Below are 21,206 nucleotides of genomic sequence, written 5' to 3'. Positions count from 1 at the left end.
CAAAGGATCTTCGGCAGGAAGATACTCCCTTTGAGCGGTCGCTCAAAAGATTAGCCGGCGAGGTGTCGCTCCACGGTCTCCACCTTGGAGGTCAGACCGTCGGTGACGCCGGGCCGGATGTCGGCCTTGAGGACGAGCGAGACGCGCGGGGCACGCGCCTCGACGGCGGCGACGGCGCGCCGCACGACGTCCATGACCTCTTCCCAGCTGTCGCCCTCGATCGAGGTGAACATGGCGTCGGTGCGGTTCGGCAGGCCCGACTCGCGGACCACGCGGACGGCGTCGGCGACGTACTCCCCCACGTCCTCGCCGACGCCGAGGGGCGTCACGGAGAAGGCGACGATCATGCGTTCACGATTCCTTCCTTGCGGGCGCGGGCCGCGATCACGGCGTCCTCGGCCTCGCGGCGCAGCTTGCGCTCCGCGAAGAAGCCGCCGGTGGGCAGCACGGAGAGGACGAAGTAGAGGGCCGCGGTGCCGAGGCTCCACTTGGCCTTGTTCCAGGCGTCGGCCCAGAACAGAACGTACAGGATGAAAAGGACACCGTGGATCGCGCCCATCACGGGCACCGCGTTGAAGTCCGTGGTCCGCTTCAGCACCGAGCAGACGAGCAGGACGATGAAGGACACGGCTTCGGGGGCGGAGACGAGGCGGAGGCGGCGGAGGGCGGTGGCGGTCTTGATGTCCACGGGTCACCTTCGGTGGGAGTTGCGAGGAGTGGCTGCCGATTTGTGAACGTACGCACAAGCGTCCCGCCATTGTGACAAACGGTGCCCTTAGGGGTCCGCTCAGGGTGCGAGTCCACCTGTGGGTGCTGTTCGGCCCACCCGCCGTGCGGATACGTTCCCAGCGTGGCGATGTTCCGATTGCAGGGCACCAGGGTGCTCGCCGTCGACATGACCGGGGACGCCGTGAAGGCGAAGAACGGCTCGATGGTCGCGTACGACGGGCAGATGTCGTTCAAGAAGCTCACGGGCGGCGGCGAGGGGCTGCGCGGCATGGTGACGCGGCGCCTCACCGGCGAGCAGATGGCGGTGATGGAGGTGAAAGGGCACGGGACCTGCTGGTTCGCCGACCGGGCGACCGAGATCAACCTGGTGAGCCTGCGGGGCGAGAAGCTGTACGTCGAGTCGAGCAATCTGCTGGTGACGGACGCGGCGCTGCGCACGGGCACCACGTTCACCGGGCTGCGCGGCGCCTCCCAGGGCAACGGTCTGTTCACCACGACGGTGGAGGGGCACGGGCAGGCGGCGATCATGTCCGACGGGCCGGCGGTGGTGCTCAGGGTCACCCCCCAGTACCCGCTGACGGTCGATCCGGGCGCCTACGTCGCCCACCAGGGCAACGTCCGGCAGTCCTTCCAGTCCGGTGTGACGTTCCGCACCTTCCTCGGGGAGGGCGGCGGCGAGGCCTTCCAGATCCGCTTCGAGGGGGACGGCCTGGTGTACGTGCAGCCGAGCGAGCGGAACACGATCGCGGGGGATCTGTAGATGGCCTTCCGGGAAATCAACTCCAAGATGGTCGAGGCGACCGTGCTGCCCGGGCAGCGGCTGTTCAGCCAGCGCGGGGCGATGCTCGCCTACAAGGGGGACGTGTCGTTCACGCCCAGCATCCAGGGCGGCCAGGGCGGGGTGATGTCGATGCTCGGGCGCCGGGTGACGGGCGAGGCGACCCCGCTGATGAGCGTCGAGGGCAGCGGCACGGTCTTCTTCGGGCACGGCGGTCATCACGTCCATGTCATCCACCTCGCCGGCGACACCCTGTACGTGGAGGCCGACCGCCTGCTCGCCTTCGAGGGCACGCTGCGCCAGGGCACGATGTTCATGGGCTCGCAGGGCGGCGTCATGGGCCTGGTCCGGGGCCAGGTCACCGGCCAGGGACTGTTCACCACCACCCTCCAGGGGCAGGGCTCGGTGGCCGTGATGGCGCACGGAGGCGTCTTCGAGCTGCCGATCACCCCGCAGCGCCCGGTCCACGTGGACCCGCAGGCCTACGTCGCCCACCACGGCGAGGTCCGCAACAGGCTGTCCACCGCGCTGGGCTGGCGCGAGATGGTGGGCCGCGGCTCCGGCGAGGCCTTCCAGCTGGAACTCAGCGGCAACGGCACGGTGTACGTCCAGGCCTCGGAGGAGAAGCTATGAGCGCGTACGGCACCCCCGCTCCCGGGGGCCCGGTGGTGTACGACCCGATGACCCTGCCCGCGGACGACAACGTGAACAGCTACACGTTCTGCGTCGAACTCAAGGACGGGCAGTGGTTCCTCCAGAAAGGGAAGATGATCGCCTATTACGGGGCGATCGAGTTCAACGGCGTCGGACACGGACGACTCGACCACCTCGTCCGCACCTCGTTCCATTCGCCACTGCACGCGAGCGACTGGGTCGTGGCGCAGGGCTCGGGCAAGATGCTGCTCGCCGACCGGGCCTTCGACGTCAACTCGTACGACCTGGACGACGGGAACCTGACCATTCGCGCGGGCAATCTGCTCGCTTTTCAGCCAAGTCTCGCGCTCAAGCAGTCGATCGTGCCGGGATTCCTCACACTCCTCGGAACCGGCACGTTCGTGGCGGCGTCCAACGGCCCGGTGGTGTTCATGGAACCACCCCTGCGGGTGGATCCCCAGGCACTGGTGGGCTGGGCCGACTGTCCCTCCCCGTGTCATCACTACGACCACGGGTACCTGACCGGAGTACTGGGCGGTCTACGTGCGATGACGGGCCTGGGCGGGGTCTCCGGCGAGGAGCACCAGTTCGAGTTCGCGGGCGCGGGGACGGTGCTGCTGCAGTCGTCGGAGGCGCTGATGACCGAGGTGGAGACCGGGGTCGTGCCGGCCGAGCCGGGGGTTCCGGGCGGTGGCGCACCGGCACCGGGTGGACACGGTCCGCAATCGGGCGGTGCACCGCGCCTTCCCGGACAGCTCGGGGACCTCCAACGTCGCTTCGGGCTGTGAGCGGTAGTCTGCGGAGTGTGACGTCGAACGCGTGCGCACTGTCACACCACCCGAAGTAGTTCGTCATTCAACTTCTTAGGTAGACTTCATTCATGGAGACCGAGACGGCCACGCGCTGGCTGACCGATGCGGAGCAGTGCGCCTGGCGCACCCACCTGGAGGTCAACAGGCTGTTGACGTACCAGCTGGAGAAGGATCTGCAGCCGTTCGGCCTGACGATGAACGATTACGAGATCCTCGTGAACCTGTCCGAGTCGGAGGACGTACGGATGCGGATGAGCGACCTCGCCTCCGCGACGATGCAGTCCAAGAGCCGGCTCTCGCACCAGATCACGCGGATGGAGAACGCGGACCTCGTGCGCCGCGAGAACTGCGAGTCCGACCGGCGGGGACTGTACGCCGTACTCACCGAGCACGGCCTGGAGACGATGAAGAAGGTGGCGCCGCACCACGTCTCGTCGGTGCGGCGGCACTTCATCGATCTGCTGTCGCCGGAGGCACTGGTGGAACTGGACAAGGCCCTGAAGCCGATCGCCGAGCACCTGCGGGGACAGCGGGGGCGTCCCTAGGGCCTCTCGTTTGGATCAAGCCGGGCTCGCGGGGCCCGGCACGCGCATCTGCCGCGTTGTCGTCAGTCGCCGACGCTCCGCGTCGACTCCCTCCTCCGCCTTGCATCTGCACGCACCGGGCCCCGCTCCCTGATCCGGCCTGATCCAAACGAAAGACCCTAGCTCAGCGAGGCGGGCGTTCCCCGGCCCCGGCGAGGTGCCGGGGCGCCCGCGCCGTTCCGGTGGTCCGGCCACCGGCGGCCAGGGCGGCGGAGGCGAGGGCCGTCGCGCCCGTCACCAGGAAGCAGACTCCCAGCGGCAGCCGGCCGATCAGCAGCCCCGCCACCAGCGCCCCGGCCGAACTGCCGCCGTTCACCCCCATGTTGACCCAGGCCCCGGCCTGGGTGCGGGACTCCGGCGCGGCCACTTCGTCCGCCGCCAGATACGCGGTCGTCAGGGTCGGGGCGATGAACGCGCCGGCGAGGGCCAGCGCGGCGGTGAGCAGCCACAGGTTCGGGGCCAGACCCGCCACCGCGATGACGCAGCCCAGCGCCACCGCGAAGAGCACCAGCCGGGTGCGGGCCGCCGCCCGCCACGTCACCGCGCCATTCACCAGACCGCCCACCGCGCTGCCTGCCGAGACCGCGCCCAGGACCCAGGGCACGAGCCCGGTGTCGTACTCGCGCTCCGTGGCGAAGGCCATGGTCAGCAGCTCCACCGCGCTGACGGCCAGCCCCGCGCCCAGCGCCACCGCGAACGGCGCCGCCAGTCCCCCGACGGCGCTCCGCCGGCCGCGCGGCGGGGCGGGACGGGGCCCGGGAATCACCGGGGAACTCAAGAAGACGCTCGCGCCGCCCACCACGAGCAGCGCGCTGAACAGCACCCCCGAGGCCGGCGGGGCGAACCCGGTCAGCACGCCGACCAGGACGGGTCCGGAGACGAACAGCAGTTCCTCGGCGACCCCGTCCAGGCTGTAGGCGCGCTGCAACATCCGCTGGTCGGGGGCGAGTTCGGCCCATACGGCCCGCATGACCGGCCCCAGCGGCGGCGCGCACGCGCCGGCCAGCGCGGCGACCGTGGCGATCAGCGCCACCGGCGCCCCGGGACGCCACGTCAGGACGGCCAGGAGGGCCAGCAGGGCGCCGTACAGCACCGCCATCGGCAGCACCGCCCGGCGGGCGCCGTGGCGGTCACTGAGGGCGGCGCGCAGCGGGGTCAGGAAGACGGTGGTGGCGCCGAACAGGGACATCACCGCGCCGGAGACGGCGTAGGAGCCGGTGGCCCGGGTGACGGACAGCATCACCGCGAGCCCCACGGTGCCGTAGGACAGCCGGGCGGCCAGGGCCGCGGTGAAGGTGCGGCGGACGTGCGGGAGGCGCAGGACGGCGGCGTACGAGGGCCGCACGGGAGCATGCGTGGACACGCTGGAGTTCCTCTGACTCAGGCGGGGAAGGGGACGCCGAAGTGCGCGAGTGCCGTGGTGTCACCGGCCTCGCGCGGGGCGCGCCCTATGCCAAGAGGAGGAACATGGGGGTCAACCTACCGGGCCGGCCCGGGAGTTGTCAGCGTCAGCCGTCCGTCAGGCCCGCGATCAGTTCGTCCGCCGCGCGGTAGGGGTCGAGTTCGCCCGCCGTGATCCGCTCGGCGAGCGCGCCGAGGCGGCGGTCGCCGTGCAGGTCGCCGATGCGCCGGCGCAGGGCCGTGACCGCGATGGTCTCCACCTCGTGGGCCGCGCGGGCACGCCGGCGCTCGGCGAGCACCCCGCGCTCCTCCATCCACGCGCGGTGCTTCTCCAGCGCCTCGACCACCTCGTCCACGCCCTCGGCGCGGGGGGCGACCGTCTTCACGATCGGCGGGCGCCAGTCGCCGGGCCGGCGGGCCTCGCCGAGGCCGAGCATGTGGCCCAGCTCGCGGGCGGTGGCGTCGGCGCCGTCCCGGTCCGCCTTGTTGACGACGTAGACGTCGCCGATCTCCAGGATGCCCGCCTTGGCGGCCTGGATGCCGTCGCCCATGCCCGGGGCCAGGAGCACCACGGAGGTGTCCGCCTGGGCGGCGATCTCCACCTCGGACTGGCCGACGCCCACCGTCTCGACCAGGATCACCTCGCAGCCCGCCGCGTCCAGTACGCGGATGGCCTGCGGCGCGGCCCAGGCGAGGCCGCCGAGGTGACCCCGGGTGGCCATGGAGCGGATGTAGACGCCGGGGTCGGAGGCGTGCTCCGACATCCGTACGCGGTCGCCGAGCAGGGCGCCGCCGGAGAAGGGCGAGGACGGGTCGACGGCCAGGACGCCGACCCGCCTGCCCTGCTTGCGGTAGGCCGTGACGAGCGCGGAGGTGGAGGTCGACTTGCCGACGCCCGGCGAGCCGGTCAGGCCCACCACATAGGCGTTGCCGGTCAGCGGGGCCAGTGCCGCCATGACCTCTCTGAGCTGGGGGGACGCCCCCTCCACCAGGGAGATCAGCCGGGCCACGGCCCGCGGCCGGCCTTCCCTGGCCTGGGCCACCAGGCAGGAGACGTCCTGCATCACAGCTCCGTTCGCTTCACCGGCCCGACGAGGGGCCTCAGGCCTTCGGTACCCGCACGATCAGCGCGTCGCCCTGGCCGCCGCCACCGCACAGCGCGGCCGCGCCGGTGCCGCCGCCCCGGCGCTTGAGCTCCAGCGCCAAGTGGAGCACGAGCCGGGCGCCGGACATGCCGATCGGGTGGCCGAGCGCGATCGCGCCGCCGTTGACGTTCACCTTTTCCGTGGACACGCCGAGGTCCTTCATTGACTGCACGGCGACGGCGGCGAAGGCCTCGTTGATCTCGATGAGGTCGAGGTCGGAGACCTCCAGGCCGTCCTTCTTCAGGGCGTGCAGGATGGCGTTGGACGGCTGGGACTGGAGGGAGTTGTCCGGGCCGGCCACATTGCCGTGCGCGCCGATCTCGGCGAGCCACTCCAGGCCCAGTTCCTCGGCCTTGGCCTTGCTCATCACGACCACCGCGGCGGCGCCGTCGGAGATCTGCGAGGAGGAGCCGGCGGTGATGGTGCCGTCCTTGGCGAAGGCCGGGCGCAGCTTGGCCAGGGACTCGGTGGTGGTCTCGGCGCGGATGCCCTCGTCCTTGCTGAACAGGATGGGGTCGCCCTTGCGCTGCGGGATCTCCACCGGGGTGATCTCGGCCTCGAACAGGCCGTTCTTCTGCGCGGCGGCGGCCCGCTGGTGGGACAGCGCGGCGATCTCGTCCTGCTCGGCGCGGCCGATGCCGAGGCGGGTGTTGTGCTTCTCGGTGGACTCGCCCATGGCGATGCCCTCGAAGGCGTCGGTCAGCCCGTCGTACGCCATGGCGTCGAGCATCTCGACGGCGCCGTACTTGAAGCCCTCGCGGGACTTCGGCAGCAGGTGCGGGGCGTTGGTCATGGACTCCTGGCCGCCGGCCACCACGATGTCGAACTCGCCGGCGCGGATCAGCTGGTCGGCCAGGGCGATGGCGTCGAGGCCGGAGAGGCACACCTTGTTGACGGTCAGGGCCGGGACGCTCATCGGGATGCCAGCCTTGACGGCGGCCTGGCGGGCCGGGATCTGGCCCGCGCCGGCCTGGAGCACCTGGCCCATGATCACGTACTGCACCTGGTCGCCGCCGATGCCGGCGCGGTCGAGGGCGGCCTTGATCGCGAAGCCGCCCAGCTCGGCTCCGGAGAAGGACTTCAGGGAGCCCAGCAGTCGTCCCATGGGCGTACGGGCGCCCGCGACGATCACCGAGCGGTTCGTTCCAGAAGACATGAGGTGCGATCCCCTTCCAGCTGCGCAGAGCCGAGGAGTGAACGAGGGTTTACTTCGAATGTACTGAGCGGCACTCAGTGCCGTCATCGTCCTGTCGGTGTGATCGCGCGCACGTTGCGTAACCATCGCGGTGGCGCTGCACTGAAACCATGCTGACGCGAATCGACCACATCGGGATCGCCTGCCACGACCTCGACGCCACCGTCGAGTTCTACCGTGCCACGTACGGCTTCGAGGTGTTCCACACCGAGGTCAACGAGGAGCAGGGCGTGCGCGAGGCCATGCTCAAGATCAACGAGACGTCGGACGGCGGCGCCTCCTACCTCCAGCTGCTGGAACCGACCCGGGAGGACTCGGCGGTCGGCAAGTGGCTGGCGAAGAACGGCGAGGGCGTGCATCACATCGCCTTCGGCACGGCGGACGTCGACACCGACTCGGAGGAGATCCGGGGCAAGGGCGTCCGGGTGCTCTACGACGAGCCGCGACGCGGTTCCATGGGCTCGCGGATCACCTTCCTGCACCCCAAGGACTGCCACGGAGTCCTCACAGAACTGGTGACTTCGGCGCCTGTTGAGTCCGCCGAGCACTGACCCCCGTACATAAGGGCCGGTAGGGTTGGGGGCGGTCGTCCCGGAACCGGGGCGGCCGCATGCCGGGGTCCGGGTTTCGGGGGACGTGCGTCGGGGCAGCAGGCCGTGCTCCGCCGTTGATCTGACACCATTTCCCCGGGGGCCCCGTTCGGCGGTTGGACGTGGCTCGTTGGAGAAGCTGACCAGGGGACGGATGGGACCGCGCAGTGCGGGGCTACGAGAGCCAGGAGCGAGAGCCGGCGGCTGACGTCGACCACCTCTCTCGGTTCGAGGCCGAGATGAAGCGGCTGAGGACCGAGCGGGAGAAGGCGATCCAGCACGCCGAGGACCTCGGCTACCAGGTCGAGGTGCTGCGCGCCAAGCTGCACGAGGCGCGCCGCACCCTGATGACCCGTCCCGCCTATGACGGCGGCGACATCGGCTACCAGGCCGAGCAGTTGCTCCGCAACGCCCAGATGCAGGCCGAGCAGCTGCGTCAGGACGCCGAGCGGGAGCTGAGCCAGGCCCGGGCGCAGACGCAGCGGATCCTCCAGGAGCACGCCGAACAGGCGGCGCGGCTCCAGGCGGAGCTGCACCAGGAGGCGGTGACCCGGCGCCAGCAGCTCGACCAGGAGCTGGCCGAGCGCAGGGCCACCGTCGAGTCGCACGTCAACGAGAACGTGGCGTGGGCGGAGCAGCTGCGGGCCCGTACCGAGCAGCAGGCCCGGCGGCTGCTCGACGAGTCGCGCGCGGAGGCCGAGCAGGCGATGGCCGCCGCCCGCGCCGAGGCGGAGCGGCTGACCCGGGAGGCCCGGGACCGGCTGCGCGGCGAGGCCGAGGAGGCCCGCGCGGAGGCCGAGCAGATCCTGCGCCGGGCCCGCGCGGACGCGGAGCGGCTGCTGAACGCGGCCTCCACGCAGGCGCAGGAGGCCACCGACCACGCCGAGCGGCTGCGCACCACCACGGCCACCGAGTCGGACGCCGCCCGCCGGCAGGCCGCCGAGCTGAGCCGGGCCGCCGAGCAGCGGATGGCGGACGCGGAGGAGGCGCTGCGCAAGGCGCAGGCCGAGGCCGAGAAGCTGGTCGCGCAGGCCGAGGAGACCGCCGCCAAGACCCTGGCGAGCGCGGAGAGCGCCAACGAGACGCGCACCCGCACCGCCAAGGAGCAGGTCGCCCGTCTGGTCCAGGAGGCCACCAAGGAGGCGGAGGCCACCCGCTCGGAGGCCGAGCAGCTGGTCGCGGACGCCCGCGCCGAGGCCGAGAAGATCGTCGCGGAGGCCGTCGAGAAGGCCCGCACGGTCACCGCGGAGGAGACCGCCACCCAGCTGTCCAAGGCGGCCAGGACCGCCGAGGAGGTCCTCAACAAGGCGTCGGAGGAGGCCCGGAAGACCACTCGGGCCGCCACCGAGAAGGCCGAGCGGATCCGCAAGGAGGCCGAGGAAGAGGCGGACCGGCTGCGCGCGGAGGCGCACGACATCGCCGAGCAGCTCAAGGGCGCGGCGAAGGACGACACCGAGGAGTACCGCGCCAAGACGGTCGAGCTCCAGGAGGAGGCGCGCCGGCTGCGCGGCGAGGCCGAGCAGCTGCGGTCCGACGCGGTGGCCGAGGGCGAGTCGATCCGCGCCGAGGCCCGCCGCGAGGCGGTGACGCAGATCGAGGAGGCGGCCAAGTCCGCCGAGGAGCTGCTGGCCAAGGCCAAGGCGGACGCCGACGAGCTGCGGCAGAAGGCGACCGCCGACAGCGAGAAGGTGCGCACCGAGGCCATCGAGCGCGCCACCTCGCTGCGCCGGCAGGCCGAGGAGACCCTGGAGCGCGCCCGCGGCGAGGCCGAGCGGCTGCGCACGGAGGCCGGCGAGGCGGCCGACACGGTCCGGGCGGACGCCGAGAAGGCCGCCCGCGAGCTGCGCGAGGAGACCGACAAGGCGGTCGAGGCCCGGCGCGCGGAGGCGGCCGAGGAGCTGACCCGGCTCCAGGGCGAGGCCCAGGAGCGGCTGGCGTCGGCCGAGCAGGCGCTCACCGAGGCCCGCGAGGAGGCCGCGCGGATCCGCAAGGAGGCCGCCGAGGAGATCGAGCGGCTGCGTGCCGAGGCCGCCGAGCGGATCCGGGCGCTCCAGGAGCAGGCCGAGACCGAGGCCGAACGGCTGCGCGACGAGGCGGCGGCGGACGCGTCCGCCTCCCGCGCCGAGGGCGAGGCCGTCGCCGTACGGCTGCGTTCGGAGGCGGCGGCCGAGGCCGAGCGGCTGAAGACGGAGGCGCAGGAGAGCGCCGACCGGGTGCGTGCGGAGGCGCAGGCCGCCGCCGAGCGGCTGGCCGCCGAGGCGTCCGAGACGCTGGCGGCCGCGCAGGAGGAGGCCGCCCGGCGCCGCCGCGAGGCCGAGGAACTGCTCGGCGCGGCCCGCGCGGAGGCCGACGAGGAGCGTCGGCGGGCCCGCGAGCAGAGCGAGGAGCTGCTGGCGTCGGCGCGCAAGCGGGTGGAGGACGCGCAGGCCGAGGCGGTGCGGCTGGTCGAGGAGGCCGACCGGCGGGCCGGCGAGATGGTGTCCGCCGCCGAGCAGCACGCGCAGCAGGTGCGGGACTCCGTCGCCGGGCTGCACGAGCAGGCGCAGGAGGAGATCGCCGGGCTGCGCTCGGCCGCCGAGCACGCGGCGGAGCGCACGAAGCGGGAGGCCGAGGAGGAGGCCGAGCGGCTCCGTGCCGACGCCCACGCCGAGCGGGAGCGGGCGTCCGAGGACGCGGGCCGGCTGCGCCGGGAGGCGCACGAGGAGACGGAGGCCGCCAAGGCGCTGGCCGAGCGCACCGTCACGGACGCCACGGCGGAGGCGGAGCGGCTGCGCGCGGACGCGACGGCGGAGGCCGAGCGGCTGCGGACGGACGCGGGCGAGGACGCGGGCCGCATCCGGCGGGAGGCGCAGGAGGAGTCCGAGGCCGCCGCGGCGCTGGCCGAGCGCACCCTCGCGGAGGCCGCGACGGAGGCGGAGCGGCTGCGCGCGGACGCGGGCGAGTACGCGCAGCGGGTGCGTACCGAGGCGTCCGACGCGCTGGCCGAGGCCGACCAGGCGGCGGCGCGCACCCGGGCGGACGCCCGCGAGGACGCCAACCGCATCCGGTCGGACGCGGCGACCCAGGCGGACACCCTCATCACGGAGGCGCGCAAGGAGGCCGAGCTTCTCCAGACGGAGACGGCGGCGGAGGCCGAGCGGGTGCGCACCGAGGCGCTCACCGAGGCGGAGCGGCTGCGCACGGAGACCGCGGCGGAGGCCGAGCGGGTGCGCGCGAAGGCGCGGGCCGGCGCGGACCAGCTGGTCGGGGAGGCCACCACGGAGGCGGAGCGGCTGCGGGCCGAGGCCGCCGAGACGGTGGGTTCCGCGCAGGCGCACGCCGAGCAGCTGCGCACCGAGGCCGAGCGGACCAGGACCGAGGCGCGGGCGGAGGCCGAACGGCTCCTCAACTCGGCCCGCGAGGAGGCCGAGCAGACCCTGGACGAGGCCCGCAAGGACGCCAACAAGCGGCGTTCGGAGGCGGCCGAGCAGGTCGACAAGCTCATCGGCGAGACCACGGCCGAGGCCGACAAGCTGCTCACCGAGGCGCAGCAGCAGGCGCAGAAGACCACCGCGGAGGCGGAGGCGCAGGCCGACACCATGGTGGGCGCGGCCCGCAGCGAGGCCGAGCGGATCGTCTCCGAGGCGACCATCGAGGGCAACTCGCTGGTGGAGAAGGCCCGTACGGACGCGGACGAGCTGCTGGTGGGCGCCCGCCGGGACGCCACGGCGATCCGGGAGCGGGCGGAGGAGCTGCGCGAGCGGATCACCGCCGAGATCGAGGAGCTGCACGCGCGGGCCCGCCGCGAGGCCGCCGAGACGATGAAGTCCACGGGCGACCGCTGCGACGCGCTCATCAAGGCCGCCGAGGAGCAGTTGGAGAAGGCCCAGGCGAAGGCGAAGGAGATCCTCTCGGACGCCGACTCCGAGGCGGGCAAGGTGCGGATCGCGGCCGTCAAGAAGGCGGAGGGCCTGCTGAAGGAGGCCGAGCAGAAGAAGGCGCGGCTGGTCAAGGAGGCCGAGGAGCTGAAGGCGGAGGCGATCCGGGAGGCGCGGGCCTCGGTCGAGGAGGGCAAGCGCGAGCTGGAGGTCCTGGTGCGCAGGCGGCAGGACATCAACGCCGAGATCTCCCGGGTGCAGGACGTGCTGGACGCGCTGGAGTCCTTCGAGGCGCCGGGCTCCGGCAAGGACGGGTCGGTCAAGGCGGGTGCGACGGTCGGAGCCCCCCGTTCGGGTGGCAAGTCGTCAGAGGGCTAGCATCCGAGGGGTGTTCGGGTGTCGACTGGGGGCTTTGCCCTGCTCGTTGGCAAGCCCTCCGGCGGTCAGCCACTCAAAAGAGGTGTCATTCTCCAGATCAAACACGTATCCGCTCGATGACACACCGCTTCGGCGCCTAGGATTCCCCCTATCACCTCACCGGTCTCATTTGACAGGAACCCCATGAGCGACACTTCCCCCTACGGCTTCGAGCTTGTGCGGCGTGGGTACGACCGCGCTCAGGTGGACGAACGTATCTCCAACCTCGTCTCCCAACGTGACCAGGCCAACGCCCGTATCACCGCCCTGGAGAAGCGGATCGAGGAGCTGCACCTCGAAACGCAGAACGCCCAGGCCCAGGTCAGCGACGCCGAGCCGTCGTACGCGGGTCTCGGCGCCCGGGTCGAGAAGATCCTGCGCCTGGCCGAGGAAGAGGCCAAGGAGCTGCGTGAGGAGGCCCGGCGCGCGGCGGAACAGCACCGCGAGCTGGCCGAGTCGGCCGCCCAGCAGGTCCGCAACGACGCCGAGTCCTACGCCGCCGAGCGCAAGGCCAAGGCCGAGGACGAGGGCGTCCGGATCGTCGAGAAGGCCAAGGGCGAGGCCTCCCAGCTGCGTGCCGACGCGCAGAAGGACGCCCAGTCCAAGCGTGAGGAGGCGGACGCCCTCTTCGAGGAGACCCGCGCCAAGGCCGCGCAGGCCGCCGCCGACTTCGAGACGAACCTCGCCAAGCGCCGCGAGCAGTCCGAGCGCGACCTGGCCTCCCGTCAGCAGAAGGCGGAGAAGCGGCTCGCGGAGATCGAGCACCGCGCCGAGCAGCTGCGCCTGGAGGCGGAGAAGCTGCGCACCGACGCCGAGCGCCGTGCCCGCCAGACGGTGGAGACCGCCCAGCGCCAGGCCGAGGACATCGTGGCCGACGCCAACGCCAAGGCGGACCGCATCCGTTCCGAGTCCGAGCGTGAGCTGGCGGCCCTCACCAACCGCCGCGACAGCATCAACGCCCAGCTGACCAACGTCCGCGAGATGCTGGCGACGCTGACCGGCGCGGCGGTCGCCGCCGCGGGTACGACGGGTGAGGACGAGCCTGTCTCCCGTGGGGTGCCCGCGCAGCAGTCCCGGTAGGTACGAGCGGTTCCCCGCGACCCTTTGGTGCGCTGCGAAGCCCCCTGCTCCCAAGTGGCAGGGGGCTTCGTCGCGTCTTAGCGTGGCCGCATGATCGAGCTGGACGGGCTGACCAAGCGGTACGGCGAGAAGGTCGCCGTCGACGGTCTGACGTGCACCGTGCGGCCGGGCATCGTCACCGGGTTCCTGGGGCCGAACGGGGCCGGGAAGTCCACGACGATGCGGATGATCCTGGGTCTCGACCACCCCACCGCCGGGGACGTGCGCATCGACGGGGTGCGCTACGCCGAGCTGGCGGACCCGCTGACGTACGTCGGCGCCCTGCTGGACGCCAAGGCGGTGCACGGCGGGCGCAGCGCCTACCACCATCTGCTGTGCCTCGCGCAGAGCAACGGCATCCCCGAGCGCCGGGTGGGCGAGGTGCTGGAGACGGTGGGGCTGATGGCGGTGGCCCGGCAGAAGGCCAAGGGGTTCTCGTACGGCATGGGGCAGCGGCTGGGGATCGCGGCGGCGCTGCTCGGGGACCCGCGGATCCTGATGTTCGACGAGCCGGTGAACGGGCTGGACCCGGAGGGCATCCACTGGATCCGGAACCTGATGAAGTCGCTGGCCGCGCAGGGGCGGACGGTGTTCGTCTCCAGTCATCTGATGAGCGAGATGGCGCTGACCGCCGATCATCTGATCGTGATCGGTCAGGGCCGGCTGCTCGCGGACATGTCCATGGCCGACTTCATCCGGCAGCACGCGCGCTCCTACGTCCGGGTCCGCTCGCCCCAGCGGGAGGGGTTGCTGGACGCCCTGCACGAGGCGGGGATCGCCGCCTCGGCGGCGCCGGACGGGGCGCTGGAGGCGGAGGGCGACGAGGCCGAGCGGATCGGCGAGCTGGCGGCGGGCCGGGGCATCGTGCTGCACGAACTGAGCCCGCGGCAGGCCTCGCTGGAGGAGGCGTTCATGCGGCTGACGGCGGGGTCGGTGGAGTACCACGCGCGTCAGGAGGCCGAGCCCGAGCCGGAGGGCTGGGGCGCTGGGTGGCAGGGGGGTGCGCGATGACGGCCGTTCGCTCCGGGGAGACGGCCGGCGTCTCCCGGTCCGCCCGGGCCGCCCAGGTGCTGCGCTCCGAGTGGACCAAGATCCGGTCGGTCTCCTCCACGGCCTGGACCCTCCTGATCGCCGCGGTGGTCACGATCGCGATCGGGATGCTCATCTCCGCGCTGACCCGCAACGAGTTCGACTCGATGCCGATCCGTGAGCGGCTGCTGTTCGACCCGACCTTCGTCAGCTTCGCGGGTATGACGCTCGGCCAGCTCGCCATGATCGTGTTCGGGGTGCTGGTCGTCAGCAGCGAGTACAGCACCGGCATGATCCGGGTCTCGCTGGCCGCCGTGCCGCGCCGTGCCGCCTTCCTCTTCGGCAAGGTCGCGGTGGCCGGCGCGCTCGCCCTGGTCGTCGGCATGGCCACCAGCTTCGCCGCCTTCTTCCTCGGGCAGGCGATGCTCGGCCCCTACCGGGCCCGGCTCGGCGATCCCGGGGTGCTGCGCGCGGTGGTGGGCGGCGGGCTGTACATGGCCCTGATCGCGGTGTTCTCCATGGGCGTGGCCGCGATGCTGCGCTCGCCGCTGCTGTCGCTCGGCATCCTGATGCCGTTCTTCTTCCTGGTCTCCAACATCCTCGCCGGGGTGGACGCCACCAAGAAGGTCGGCCGGTTCCTGCCCGACCAGGCCGGCAGCCGCGTCATGCAGGTGGTGCCGCGCGCCGACGAGGCGCCGTACGGCCCCTGGGGCGGCCTCGGGATCATGGCGCTGTGGGTGATCGCCGCGCTCGCGGGCGGGTACGCCCTGCTCAGACACCGGGACGCGCAGTAGCCCGCCCGTTCACCCGCCGTATCGCCCAGGCTTTACTTTCCTTTGGGCGGAACCGTCAGCGTCCCGATATCCTCCTAACCCTTACGGGGGCGGGTCCCCGCTGTCCTGAACCGTCCGATGGGTGCGAGCATGATCGAGGCTGTAGGCCTGACGAAGCGGTACGGCGACAAGACCGCTGTGTACAACCTTTCCTTCCAGGTGCGGCCGGGTTCCGTGACCGGCTTCCTCGGGCCGAACGGCTCGGGCAAGTCCACCACCATGCGGATGATCCTCGGGCTGGACAACCCCACGTCCGGTTCGGTGACCATCGGCGGCCACCCCTACCGCAGGCTGCCCAACGCACCCCGCCAGGTCGGCGCGCTGCTCGACGCCAAGGCCGTGCACGGCGGCCGCTCCGCCCGCAACCATCTGCTGAGCCTCGCCCAGCTGTCCGGCATCCCGGCCCGCCGGGTGGACGAGGTGCTCGGCGTCGTCGGCCTCCAGGACGTGGCGAGGAAGCGGTCCAAGGGCTTCTCCCTCGGCATGGGCCAGCGCCTCGGCATCGCCGCCGCGCTGCTCGGCGACCCGCAGGTACTGCTGTTCGACGAGCCGGTCAACGGCCTCGACCCCGAGGGCATCCTCTGGGTGCGCAACCTGATGAAGGCGCTCGCCGCCGAGGGCCGTACGGTCTTCGTCTCCTCGCACCTGATGAGCGAGATGGCGCTGACCGCCGACCACCTCATCGTGATCGGGCGCGGCCAGCTGCTCGCCGACATGAGCGTGACGGACTTCATCTCGGCCAACTCCGCCGACTTCGCGCGGGTGCGCACCCCGGACACCGAGCCGCAGCTGCGCGAGAAGCTCGCCGCCGCGCTCACCGAGGCGGGCGGCCATGTGCTGCCGGAGCAGGACGGCGCGCTGCGCGTGACCGGGCTGGCGCTGCCCCGCATCAGCGACCTCGCGCACGAGGCGGGCGTACGGCTGTGGGAGCTGTCGCCGCACCAGGCCTCGCTGGAGGAGGCGTACATGCGGATGACCCAGGGCGCGGTGGACTACCGCTCGACGAACGACCAGAAGGCGGGCCTCCAGCAGCCGCTGCCGCCCGGCGTCCAGCCGCCCCTGCCGGTCCCCGGCCAGGGCCAGCCCGGCTGGTACGCCCCGCCGCCGCCCCAGCAGGGCGGGCAGCCTTTCGCCATGCCCGCGGGCCCGTACGGCGCTCCGGGCGCCCCGGCCAACCCGTACGCGCAGCCGGGGCCGCAGTCGCCGCCGCCCGCCGCTCCCCCGGCGCCGGCCGCCCCCGCGGCTCCGCCCGCCCCGGCCCCCGCCCCCTCCTCCGACAAGACCCAGCCCGAGGACGCCCGATGAGCACCCACCAGCCCCCGATGCCGCAGGCACCCGCAGCCGCGCCCGACTGGCAGGCGGCGCCCGGCGGCTCGTACCCCGGCTACACCTCGCCGATCCCCGTCGTGCGCACGCACCTGGGGCACGCGGTGGCCTCCGAGTGGACGAAGATCAAGTCCGTCCGCTCCACGATCTGGACGCTCGGCGTCTTCCTGGTCCTGGTCGTGGGCATCGGCCTGCTGGCCGGGGCACTGGTGAGCGACAACACCGACGCGTCCTCGCTGCACGGCACCAACCCGCTCTCCTTCGGGTTCTTCGGGCTGCTCGTCGGCAACATGTGCATCATCACCCTCGGCGTGCTGACCACCGCGTCGGAGTACGGCACCGGGATGATCCGTACGACGATGACGGCGTGCCCGAGCCGGGGCCGGGTGCTGGCCGCCAAGGCGATCGTGTTCTTCGTGGTCGCCTTCGTCGTGACCATCGTGTCGACCACCTTCGTGGCCATGGTCCAGACGTCCATGCTGTCCGGCAGCGGCGCGCGCACGCCCTCGGGCGGGGACTGGGCGAAGGCCACCCTCGGCGTGAGCCTCTACATCGCCCTGCTCGGCCTGCTCGCGCTGCTGGTCGGCTCCATGATCCGGCACTCCGCGGGCGCCATCACCATCATGATCGGCCTGGTGCTCGCCCCGCTGGTGCTCGCGCTGTTCATGGCCACGGAGTCGCTGCACCCGGTGCGCGACTTCCTGCTGGAGTACTCGTTCCCGAGCCAGCTCAGCGTCTTCTACGACAACGCCATCACCAGTTCCGGCCCCACCGGCTGGGACCCGCTGTGGATCATGCTGGGGCTGACCGCGGTGGCCGGCGCCGGCGCGTACGCCCTGCTGCGCGGCCGGGACGTCTGAGCGCCGCCCGGTGGAACGCTAGAACCTCGGCGCGTTACGGGACCGCTGCACCCGGGTGGTGCGGCGGTCCTTCGCGTTCCAGCAGGCCTTGTGCCAGTGGCGGCGGTCGTCGACGCCCGCGTGGTCGGGCCAGGCGACCACGTGCGGGACGGCGGAGGGGATCAGCTGGTCGCAACCGGGGCAGCGGTACGTCTTGCCCTCGGCGCTCGCGCCCGCGACATGGCGCACGCTCCACTCCTCGCCCTGCCAGTGCTCCGTGGACTGGAAGCCGCCGTACCGGCCGGTGCGGTCGTCCTCGGCGCTGGGGCCGGACGAGCCGGCGGCCTTCGGTCGGTTGCGGCGCGGGGACACGGGACACCTCTCGGGGCTCGGCGGCAGGCAGGGTCTGCGTAAGGTCTGCGTCCAGCCTACGCGCCGCCGACGGGGGTACGCGAAGGGCGCCAACCGGTGCAACTCCCCCTGCGGGACGGCGGATTCTGCAGACAATCCGTCAATTACCCCACCAGGCCGTGTCCTGCGCACGTGTCAGACGGTTATGCCCGTGGGGAGCTCGGGTCGGAGCCGAGGAAGCGGGAAACGCGATGTACGTAGGAAGCTTTGTGCTGGGCGCCCAGTTCCCGGGCCAGGGTCAGGGTGAGGCACTGCACCGGGCGGTCCGCTCGGCGGAGGTCGCCGAGGAGGCCGGTCTGGACTCGGTCTGGCTGGCCGAGCACCACTTCGTGCCGTACGGCACCTGTCCGTCGGCCGTCACCCTGGCCGCCCTGCTGCTCGGCCGCACCCGCCGCGTCCGGGTGGGCACGGCGGTCAGCGTACTGCCCACCGCCCACCCGGTCGCCCTGGGCGAGCAGGCCGCGCTGCTGCACCTGACGAGCGGCGGGCGGTTCACCCTCGGGGTGGGCCGCGGCGGCCCCTGGGTGGACCTGGAGGTGTTCGGCAAGGGACTCGACGCGTACGAACACGGGTTCCCGGAGTCGCTCGATCTGCTGCTGCGCTGGCTGCGCGAGCCGGCCGTGGCGGCCCACGGCGAGCGGTTCAGCTTCCGCGAGGTCCCCGTCGTACCCCGCCCCTCGGAGGCGCTGACCGACGCCCCGGGCCCCGAGGTCGTCGTCGCGTGCACCTCCCCGGCGACCGTCCGGCTGGCCGCCGAGCGCGGGCTGCCGATGCTGCTCGGGATGCACGCGGGGGACGAGGAGAAGGCCGACATGGTCGCCCTGTGGCGGCGCTGCGCCCGCGCGGCGGGCCGGCCGCCCGAGGAGATCGCGGACGCCGGACATGTCGCGGCCGGGGTCTGCCAGCTCGCCGACCGCCGGCAGGACGCGGTGGAGACCCTGCTGAAGGCCATGCCGGGTTGGCTGAAACAGGGGCTCGACGCGCATGTGACGGTCGACGGCCGCAGGCGCGCGATGCGCGATCCGCACGCCTACACGGAACTGCTCTGCGGGCTGCACCCGGTGGGCACCCCGCGGCTCGCCGGCGACCGGCTCGCGGCCACCGCGGAGCGCACGGGCATCTCCCGGTTCGCCCTGCTGGTCGAGGGCTCGGGCGATCTCGCGGCGACCGAGGACACCCTGCGCCGCCTGGGCGCCGAGGTGCTGCCCCGGCTGCGCTGACCGGCGGACGTGAACAACGGGCAAGCCACCTGGGGGGCTTGCCGCCCCAGCACCGAATACACCTCCCGCGGGTGGAGCGGCAAGCAGGCGACGCGCTGCCCCGGACGTGCCGGAGCCGCGGGTCAGCAGTCCCGAAGTTCCGGCGACTGGTTCAGCAGCTGGGCCCGCACCGAGGTGAAGCGGGCCAGCCTCTCGTCCACCGCGGGGTCCAGCGGAAACACCGCCACCCGGTGGCAGTTCTGGAAGGCGAGCCGCACACCGAAGTGCCGTTGCAGCGCGCCGCGGATGGCGTCACTGGCGAGCGCACGCAGCAACTGGCCGCGCGCCTGCTCGTCCGGCGGCGGCGTCTGGTTGTCGGCGAAGGGGCCGCCGTCCACCTTCAGCTGGGCCACCAGGGAGCTGATCATCTCCCACGCGTAAGGCAGGGAGGTCCGGACGCAGTCGACGAATTCTGCTTCGTCGACTTCGCCTCGCTCGGCCGCTTCGAGTAGGGCCGGTGAGACGTCGAGCGACATGGGTTCTCCTCTCGCACCCCCGGGAACAGGGGTTGCCGGACGGACAAAGGGAGTTCGGCCGTCAAACACGCTGAGTACATGGACCGCGACCTCCCGTTCCTACGGTAGGCAACGGTCGGTGACGACACCACCAGAATGGGTATATGGAACGGTCGGGTTGCGCCCACAATCGGCCAAGGACGAACAAGAGTTTCCAGGGACAAAGCAGGGACAACCGGGGCGATCCGCAACCGGTGGGACGGGCGAATCGCGTGGGGCGACGGGTGTCGAGTAGCGTTGCGGACCATGCGTCTCGTCATTGCCCGGTGCTCGGTCGACTACGCCGGCCGGCTCACCGCCCACCTCCCCTCGGCGCCGCGCCTGATCCTGGTCAAGGCGGACGGCAGCGTCTCCATCCACGCCGACGACCGGGCCTACAAGCCCCTCAACTGGATGTCGCCGCCCTGCACGCTGAAGGAGGGCACGGGTGAGGACGCGGGCGTGTGGACCGTCGTCAACAAGGCGGGCGAGAAACTGATCATCACGATGGAGGAGATCCTCCACGACTCCTCGCACGAGCTGGGCGTGGACCCCGGCCTGATCAAGGACGGCGTGGAAGCGCACCTCCAGGAGCTGCTCGCCGACCGCATCGAGACGCTCGGCGAGGGCTACACGCTCATCCGCCGCGAGTACATGACGGCGATCGGCCCGGTGGACATCCTGTGCCGGGACGCGAGCGGGCAGACGGTCGCGATCGAGATCAAGCGGCGGGGCGAGATCGACGGCGTGGAGCAACTCACCCGCTATCTCGACCTGTTGAACCGCGACCCGCACCTCGCCCCGGTCCGCGGCATCTTCGCCGCGCAGGAGATCAAGCCCCAGGCCCGGGTGCTCGCCACCGACCGCGGCATCGACTGCCACATCATGGACTACGACGCCCTGCGCGGCATCGAGGACGACAAGCTGAGGCTGTTCTAGTACCGGCTCAGGACGCCCGCCTGGCCATGTGGCCCGGTTCCGGGGCCGTGCAGACGTAGTCGCTCATCGCCTCCTCGACGGCCTCCCGCGCCTGGCCGGCCGGCGCGGGCGCCGGCCGCGCCCCCGCGGCGAGGATCACGGCAGGTGCCGGGCGGGCTCGGGCAGGCGCCCGCGCGGGACGACAGGCAGGTGCCGGCGGTCCTCGGCCGCGGCGAACAGCAGGCTGACACCGACCCCGGACCGGCACACGCCCACCATGTCCTCCACCCCGACCCCCTGGTGGACCACGTGCCAGGGGCGGGAGGCGCAGGTGAGGATCTCCTCGGCGAGCTGCCGCAGGGGCGTGGTGCGGCCGGCGAAGACGGCGAGGGGCAGCGAGGCGTCGTCGAGCAGGGCCGTCTCGCCGAACCAGGCGCACTCGATGGCGCCGATGACCCGGTCCGCCGCCTTCCGGGGCTCGCCGGCCTTGAGGACACCGCCGCACCACCGTTCTGGGACGCCCCGCCCGGCGGCGGACGCGTCGGTGCTGCTGATGCACACCGGCAGCACCCGCATCCCGGACTCGCTGTGCGCCGGGTTCGGCGTCGACCCGCACGACGCGAAGGTGGCCTCGTCGTACCGGGTGCTGCGCGAGCACGCCAACACCCTCGGCCGTTCGGTGCCGTCGATGTTCGCGGAGGACACGCCTCGTCCGGCCGGGGAGGGGCTGGCGATCGCCTTCGGCCTCTCCTTCTCCGCCGGCGCCTTCACCGTCCGCTTCCCGGACGGCGGTTGGCGCCCCTGACCGGTCGGCCG

Annotated in this window: 22 protein-coding genes; 14 read left to right on the top strand and 8 right to left on the bottom strand. The window is 72.3% G+C overall.

All coding sequences use genetic code 11. The annotated features are described in order from the left end of the window. Positions 1 to 50: 50 nt before the first annotated feature. Both ACSP97_RS24395 and ACSP97_RS24390 read right to left on the bottom strand, forming a co-directional pair. Positions 51 to 347: an MTH1187 family thiamine-binding protein gene (locus ACSP97_RS24395; RefSeq protein ID WP_355153672.1), complete on the bottom strand. Its 297-nt coding sequence runs from the start codon at positions 345 to 347 to the stop codon at positions 51 to 53. Further along, entirely contained in the window at positions 344 to 688 is a 345-nt protein-coding gene (locus ACSP97_RS24390) for a DUF3817 domain-containing protein (RefSeq protein ID WP_355326013.1), read from the bottom strand. Before ACSP97_RS24390 ends, ACSP97_RS24395 begins: the two co-directional genes overlap by 4 nt. A gap of 168 nt (positions 689 to 856) precedes the next feature. On the opposite strand from ACSP97_RS24390, the gene ACSP97_RS24385 reads away from it, so the two are divergent. The 4 genes from ACSP97_RS24385 to ACSP97_RS24370 all read left to right on the top strand — a co-directional run bounded on the left by ACSP97_RS24385 (position 857) and on the right by ACSP97_RS24370 (position 3,518). Next, entirely contained in the window at positions 857 to 1,489 is a 633-nt protein-coding gene (locus ACSP97_RS24385) for an AIM24 family protein (protein ID WP_070027746.1), read from the top strand. Further along, the gene (locus ACSP97_RS24380; protein ID WP_355153675.1) at positions 1,490 to 2,140 is read left to right on the top strand and encodes an AIM24 family protein; all 651 of its coding nucleotides are present in this window, start codon (positions 1,490 to 1,492) and stop codon (positions 2,138 to 2,140) included. Then, positions 2,137 to 2,949, top strand: a complete 813-nt coding sequence (locus ACSP97_RS24375; protein WP_355153677.1) for an AIM24 family protein — start codon at positions 2,137 to 2,139, stop codon at positions 2,947 to 2,949. The genes ACSP97_RS24380 and ACSP97_RS24375 overlap by 4 nt, the downstream gene beginning before the upstream one ends. 92 nt (positions 2,950 to 3,041) lie before the next feature. Continuing rightward, the gene (locus tag ACSP97_RS24370; protein ID WP_355153679.1) at positions 3,042 to 3,518 is read left to right on the top strand and encodes a MarR family winged helix-turn-helix transcriptional regulator; all 477 of its coding nucleotides are present in this window, start codon (positions 3,042 to 3,044) and stop codon (positions 3,516 to 3,518) included. 163 nt (positions 3,519 to 3,681) lie between these two features. Here ACSP97_RS24370 and ACSP97_RS24365 read toward each other — a convergent pair whose 3' ends face one another. From ACSP97_RS24365 to ACSP97_RS24355, 3 genes are all read right to left on the bottom strand, one after another. Then, positions 3,682 to 4,920, bottom strand: a complete 1,239-nt coding sequence (locus tag ACSP97_RS24365) for an MFS transporter (protein WP_440554248.1) — start codon at positions 4,918 to 4,920, stop codon at positions 3,682 to 3,684. 145 nt (positions 4,921 to 5,065) lie between these two features. Then, on the bottom strand, positions 5,066 to 6,022 hold the full coding sequence (gene meaB / locus ACSP97_RS24360; protein WP_440554246.1) for a methylmalonyl Co-A mutase-associated GTPase MeaB: 957 nt from the start codon (positions 6,020 to 6,022) through the stop codon (positions 5,066 to 5,068). A 37-nt stretch (positions 6,023 to 6,059) separates the two neighbouring features. Beyond that, positions 6,060 to 7,259 (bottom strand): acetyl-CoA C-acetyltransferase, encoded by a 1,200-nt coding sequence (locus tag ACSP97_RS24355; RefSeq protein WP_071828843.1) that lies wholly within the window; start codon positions 7,257 to 7,259, stop codon positions 6,060 to 6,062. A gap of 149 nt (positions 7,260 to 7,408) precedes the next feature. On the opposite strand from ACSP97_RS24355, the gene mce reads away from it, so the two are divergent. From mce to ACSP97_RS24320, 7 genes are all read left to right on the top strand, one after another. Next, positions 7,409 to 7,849, top strand: coding sequence for a methylmalonyl-CoA epimerase (mce, locus tag ACSP97_RS24350; RefSeq protein ID WP_355153685.1), 441 nt, complete (start codon positions 7,409 to 7,411; stop codon positions 7,847 to 7,849). 206 nt (positions 7,850 to 8,055) lie between these two features. Beyond that, positions 8,056 to 12,123 (top strand): polarized growth protein Scy, encoded by a 4,068-nt coding sequence (gene scy, locus ACSP97_RS24345; protein ID WP_355326019.1) that lies wholly within the window; start codon positions 8,056 to 8,058, stop codon positions 12,121 to 12,123. Between the two features lie 183 nt (positions 12,124 to 12,306). Next, entirely contained in the window at positions 12,307 to 13,242 is a 936-nt protein-coding gene (locus tag ACSP97_RS24340; protein WP_355153689.1) for a cellulose-binding protein, read from the top strand. A 90-nt stretch (positions 13,243 to 13,332) separates the two neighbouring features. After that, positions 13,333 to 14,292 carry an ATP-binding cassette domain-containing protein gene (locus ACSP97_RS24335; protein WP_355525944.1) on the top strand — a complete coding sequence of 320 codons (960 nt, stop codon included), beginning with the start codon at positions 13,333 to 13,335 and terminating at the stop codon, positions 14,290 to 14,292. Next, on the top strand, positions 14,289 to 15,104 hold the full coding sequence (locus tag ACSP97_RS24330) for an ABC transporter permease (RefSeq protein WP_440554242.1): 816 nt from the start codon (positions 14,289 to 14,291) through the stop codon (positions 15,102 to 15,104). Before ACSP97_RS24335 ends, ACSP97_RS24330 begins: the two co-directional genes overlap by 4 nt. Before the next feature lie 129 nt (positions 15,105 to 15,233). Next, the gene (locus ACSP97_RS24325) at positions 15,234 to 16,448 is read left to right on the top strand and encodes an ABC transporter ATP-binding protein (protein ID WP_355326028.1); all 1,215 of its coding nucleotides are present in this window, start codon (positions 15,234 to 15,236) and stop codon (positions 16,446 to 16,448) included. Next, positions 16,445 to 17,329 (top strand): ABC transporter permease, encoded by an 885-nt coding sequence (locus ACSP97_RS24320; protein WP_355153696.1) that lies wholly within the window; start codon positions 16,445 to 16,447, stop codon positions 17,327 to 17,329. Before ACSP97_RS24325 ends, ACSP97_RS24320 begins: the two co-directional genes overlap by 4 nt. Positions 17,330 to 17,347: 18 nt before the next feature. Here the strand turns inward: ACSP97_RS24320 and ACSP97_RS24315 are convergent, their stop codons facing one another. Further along, entirely contained in the window at positions 17,348 to 17,680 is a 333-nt protein-coding gene (locus ACSP97_RS24315; protein WP_070027779.1) for an ATP/GTP-binding protein, read from the bottom strand. 230 nt (positions 17,681 to 17,910) lie between these two features. On the opposite strand from ACSP97_RS24315, the gene ACSP97_RS24310 reads away from it, so the two are divergent. Then, positions 17,911 to 18,939 (top strand): LLM class flavin-dependent oxidoreductase, encoded by a 1,029-nt coding sequence (locus ACSP97_RS24310; protein ID WP_440554239.1) that lies wholly within the window; start codon positions 17,911 to 17,913, stop codon positions 18,937 to 18,939. 122 nt (positions 18,940 to 19,061) lie between these two features. Here the strand turns inward: ACSP97_RS24310 and ACSP97_RS24305 are convergent, their stop codons facing one another. Further along, complete coding sequence (locus ACSP97_RS24305) at positions 19,062 to 19,454, bottom strand: SCO5389 family protein (RefSeq protein WP_355153701.1); 393 nt, start codon at positions 19,452 to 19,454, stop codon at positions 19,062 to 19,064. A 285-nt stretch (positions 19,455 to 19,739) separates the two neighbouring features. Here ACSP97_RS24305 and nucS point away from each other — a divergent pair, with 285 nt between their 5' ends. Further along, positions 19,740 to 20,411 (top strand): endonuclease NucS, encoded by a 672-nt coding sequence (nucS, locus tag ACSP97_RS24300; protein WP_180329391.1) that lies wholly within the window; start codon positions 19,740 to 19,742, stop codon positions 20,409 to 20,411. 135 nt (positions 20,412 to 20,546) lie between these two features. Here the strand turns inward: nucS and ACSP97_RS24295 are convergent, their stop codons facing one another. Continuing rightward, positions 20,547 to 20,951 carry a hypothetical protein gene (locus tag ACSP97_RS24295; RefSeq protein WP_440554236.1) on the bottom strand — a complete coding sequence of 135 codons (405 nt, stop codon included), beginning with the start codon at positions 20,949 to 20,951 and terminating at the stop codon, positions 20,547 to 20,549. On the opposite strand from ACSP97_RS24295, the gene ACSP97_RS24290 reads away from it, so the two are divergent. Beyond that, positions 20,944 to 21,195 (top strand): hypothetical protein, encoded by a 252-nt coding sequence (locus tag ACSP97_RS24290; RefSeq protein WP_440554234.1) that lies wholly within the window; start codon positions 20,944 to 20,946, stop codon positions 21,193 to 21,195. The two genes, ACSP97_RS24295 and ACSP97_RS24290, sit on opposite strands and share 8 nt — an antisense overlap. Positions 21,196 to 21,206 lie beyond the last annotated feature (11 nt).

The sequence above is a fragment of the Streptomyces sp. SCPE 10 genome, assembly GCF_051980735.1.
Taxonomy (GTDB): Bacteria; Actinomycetota; Actinomycetes; order Streptomycetales; family Streptomycetaceae; genus Streptomyces; species Streptomyces misionensis.
Note: the sequence above shows the minus strand (reverse complement) of the source record. Positions and strands in the feature narration are given on the sequence as shown.

Coding starts and splice junctions, on each gene's coding strand:
- ACSP97_RS24305 (WP_355153701.1), bottom strand. CDS start 19,454: ATGTCGCTCGACGTCTCACCGGCCCTACTCGAAGCGGCCGAGCGAGGC.
- ACSP97_RS24290 (WP_440554234.1), top strand. CDS start 20,944: ATGCACACCGGCAGCACCCGCATCCCGGACTCGCTGTGCGCCGGGTTC.
- ACSP97_RS24335 (WP_355525944.1), top strand. CDS start 13,333: ATGATCGAGCTGGACGGGCTGACCAAGCGGTACGGCGAGAAGGTCGCC.
- ACSP97_RS24355 (WP_071828843.1), bottom strand. CDS start 7,259: ATGTCTTCTGGAACGAACCGCTCGGTGATCGTCGCGGGCGCCCGTACG.
- ACSP97_RS24385 (WP_070027746.1), top strand. CDS start 857: ATGTTCCGATTGCAGGGCACCAGGGTGCTCGCCGTCGACATGACCGGG.
- ACSP97_RS24370 (WP_355153679.1), top strand. CDS start 3,042: ATGGAGACCGAGACGGCCACGCGCTGGCTGACCGATGCGGAGCAGTGC.
- ACSP97_RS24330 (WP_440554242.1), top strand. CDS start 14,289: ATGACGGCCGTTCGCTCCGGGGAGACGGCCGGCGTCTCCCGGTCCGCC.
- mce (WP_355153685.1), top strand. CDS start 7,409: ATGCTGACGCGAATCGACCACATCGGGATCGCCTGCCACGACCTCGAC.
- ACSP97_RS24395 (WP_355153672.1), bottom strand. CDS start 347: ATGATCGTCGCCTTCTCCGTGACGCCCCTCGGCGTCGGCGAGGACGTG.
- nucS (WP_180329391.1), top strand. CDS start 19,740: ATGCGTCTCGTCATTGCCCGGTGCTCGGTCGACTACGCCGGCCGGCTC.
- ACSP97_RS24375 (WP_355153677.1), top strand. CDS start 2,137: ATGAGCGCGTACGGCACCCCCGCTCCCGGGGGCCCGGTGGTGTACGAC.
- ACSP97_RS24340 (WP_355153689.1), top strand. CDS start 12,307: ATGAGCGACACTTCCCCCTACGGCTTCGAGCTTGTGCGGCGTGGGTAC.
- ACSP97_RS24310 (WP_440554239.1), top strand. CDS start 17,911: ATGTACGTAGGAAGCTTTGTGCTGGGCGCCCAGTTCCCGGGCCAGGGT.
- ACSP97_RS24325 (WP_355326028.1), top strand. CDS start 15,234: ATGATCGAGGCTGTAGGCCTGACGAAGCGGTACGGCGACAAGACCGCT.
- ACSP97_RS24380 (WP_355153675.1), top strand. CDS start 1,490: ATGGCCTTCCGGGAAATCAACTCCAAGATGGTCGAGGCGACCGTGCTG.
- meaB (WP_440554246.1), bottom strand. CDS start 6,022: ATGCAGGACGTCTCCTGCCTGGTGGCCCAGGCCAGGGAAGGCCGGCCG.
- ACSP97_RS24320 (WP_355153696.1), top strand. CDS start 16,445: ATGAGCACCCACCAGCCCCCGATGCCGCAGGCACCCGCAGCCGCGCCC.